2 protein-coding genes and 1 riboswitch are annotated in these 2,847 nt (G+C 31.1%); both genes read right to left on the bottom strand.

Going from position 1 to position 2,847, the window contains the following annotated elements:
* Window positions 1-136: 136 nt before the first annotated feature.
* Window positions 137-1,579: an NCS2 family permease gene (locus tag ACYUEW_RS18805; RefSeq protein ID WP_003484061.1), complete on the bottom strand. Its 1,443-nt coding sequence runs from the start codon at window positions 1,577-1,579 to the stop codon at window positions 137-139.
* A gap of 85 nt (window positions 1,580-1,664) precedes the next feature.
* Window positions 1,665-1,764, bottom strand: a riboswitch (purine riboswitch).
* 348 nt (window positions 1,765-2,112) lie between these two features.
* Window positions 2,113-2,847, bottom strand: a 735-nt coding sequence (locus tag ACYUEW_RS18800) for an alanine/glycine:cation symporter family protein (RefSeq protein WP_460277685.1), incomplete at its 5' end; no start/stop codon positions are given.

The following is a 2,847-nucleotide window of genomic DNA, read 5'->3' as shown; positions in this document are numbered from 1 at the left end:
GGTAAATATATATAATGTATTAACCCCCATTATATAAGTCCCCCATATTGCTTTAATAATATTACATATAACTTCCTTTAATTCAAATAAAGCCTAAAGAACTATTAATAGTTCTTTAGGCTTTATTTATATATATTTATTTAGGAAGAATCGTAAATCTGATTATGAATAATATGGCCAATATATAAACTATTGGGTGAACTTCTTTTCTCTTACCTGTAACTACCTTAACTATTGGATAAAATATTATTCCTGCTGCTATACCATTCGCAATGCTATAACTAAATGGCATTATTGATATAGTAAAGAAAGCTGGTAGGGCTTCTGTGAAATCATTGAAATCTATTTTTGTTATAGCTCCCATCATTAATACACCTACTATTATAAGTGCTGGTGCTGTAGCTTCTGCTGGAACTATTCCTACAAGTCCACTAAAAAACATTGCTAATAAAAACATAATAGCTGTAACAAAAGATGTTAAGCCCGTTCTTCCACCTTCTGATATTCCTGCTGTAGATTCCACATAAGTAGTAACAGTACTTGTTCCAATTAAAGCTCCTGCTGTAGTAGCTACTGCATCTGCTAAAAGTGCTTTATTTAAATCTTCCATTTTTCCATTTTCATCAAGCATCCCTGCTTTTTCAGCTGTTCCAACTAAGGTTCCTATAGTATCAAACATATCTACTAAACTAAAAGATATAACCACTGTTAATACACTCATTAAGGCCCCAATTATTCCTGCCCCTCCAAAACCTAGAAGTCCTGGTAAATCTAGTTTTAAGAAAGTTGGTGCTAAAGATGGTGGTGCTGATATAACACTTACCCCTGCCACCTTTGTTACTCCAAAAGGTATTCCTATTAGTGTAGTAACAATTATACCTATTAATATAGAACCTTTAGTATTTTTAGCCATCAAAATAGCTGTTATACAAATACCTATTACAGTTAATATAGTTCTTGGATTTGTAAAGTCTCCAAAGCTTATAAGTGTTGCTGGATTTGCAACTATTATTCCTCCAGACTTAAATCCTACTAAAGCTATAAATAAGCCTATACCACCAGATATGGCTAATTTCAAATTTTGTGGCAAGGCATCTACTATTTTTTCTCTTATAGATGTGAGTGTTATAAGTATAAAAAGTAATCCTGATATAAATACCGCTGCCAAAGCTTGTTGCCAAGTGTATCCTAATGTTAAACATACACTAAAAGTAAAAAAGGCATTTAACCCCATACCTGGAGCTTGTGCAAAAGGTACATTAGCATAAAGAGCCATTATTAAAGTACCTATACCTGCGGAAATGCAAGTGGCTGCAAAAACTGCTCCAACTACTGGATCATTTATAGCAGATAACCCTGCCTTTACAGCTGCTTCACCTACAAGACCTTTTGAGTTCATCCCTGCTTGCATTAATATACTTGGATTAACAAATATTATATATGCCATAGTAATAAATGTGGTAATACCTGCTATAACCTCGGTCTTTACATTACTACCACGCTCTGATAATTTAAAAAATGAGTCCAAAAAACCTTTATTATTAGGTTCCTTATAATTTTTTTCCTTCTCCATATACATTGTAATACTCCTCCTAAATAAAAAAGTTTTTGTTTACGGATTATAAATATGAGTAAATCCAAAACAAAAACTTTAATATACCAATAAATAAACTGGACTTACCCATAGTCAGAGATTTACGGCCTCTGGTAGAAACTCTCAACCCGTATTGTTAAGATTATATGGATAGAACTATTCACTTAACTTACAAGTACATAATACCCTATGTTCATAAATTAGTCAACACTTTTGACGTATTATTTATCTTAACGTTCCTATCAGTTTGAATGTTAAACCTTGTTTTTGTTTATATCGTTCGTATATTTTTATTTTATTTATAACATTTCTCACCTATTTTTATAAAATCAAATATTAGATTTCTTTAGCTTCCCTAGTTTAGAGCTATTATGACATCTATAACAATTCTAAATTTTATGGTCTCATAAACCTAAAATTCAGATAGAGTAAAACTCCATCTGAATTAGGCTTCCTTTTATTCTATTGTATCCTCTTTATTATTGTATTATTTATGTTTTAAAAATCCCATCACAATATTACATATCTTTGACTTTAAAATTTTCATTATAATCTTTTAATGACTCTCTTACTATCTTAGCCAAAGCTATTAATGCTATTACATTAGGAATTACCATAAGTCCATTAAAAGTATCTGCAAGTTCCCAAACTAGATCTACTTTTAAAGTTGTTCCTACCACTATAAAAATTGCTACTAATAATCTATATATATTTAAGCCCTTGCCTTTAAAAAGATATTTTACATTAGCTTCTCCAAAAAAATACCATCCAATTATTGTTGAAAAAGCAAAGAAAAATAATGCGATGGCTATAAAGTATGCACCAAAATTACCTAATCCCTTAGTAAATGCATTTTGTGTCAATTCTATGCCTGTTGTTTTTCCATCTAATACCCCTGTTGTAAGTATTACAAATGCTGTAAATGTAAGAACTATAAATGTATCTATAAATACTCCAACTATAGCTACTAATCCTTGTTCTACTGGATGTTTTACCTTAGCTACCGCATGGGCATGTGGTGTTGATCCCATTCCAGCTTCATTAGAGAATAATCCTCTTGCCACTCCATATCGTATAGCTTGTTTTACAGTAACACCTGCAACTCCACCTATAGCGGCCTTAGGATTAAAAGCAGAAACAAATATTAATTTAAAAGCAGGTAATATATTTGTATAATTCTTAGCTAATATTATAATACTTCCTATTATATAAAATAAAGCCATTATAGGAACCATTTTTTCTGTTACAGAAGC

The sequence above is a fragment of the Clostridium sp. CTA-1 genome, assembly GCF_054768215.1.
The sequence above is the reverse complement of the archived record's forward strand: the minus strand, read 5'-3'. Positions and strand labels throughout refer to the sequence as shown.

Bases quoted from the DNA above. Each gene is read 5' to 3' on its own strand.
- ACYUEW_RS18805 (WP_003484061.1), bottom strand. From the start codon at position 1,579: ATGTATATGGAGAAGGAAAAAAATTATAAGGAACCTAATAATAAAGGT.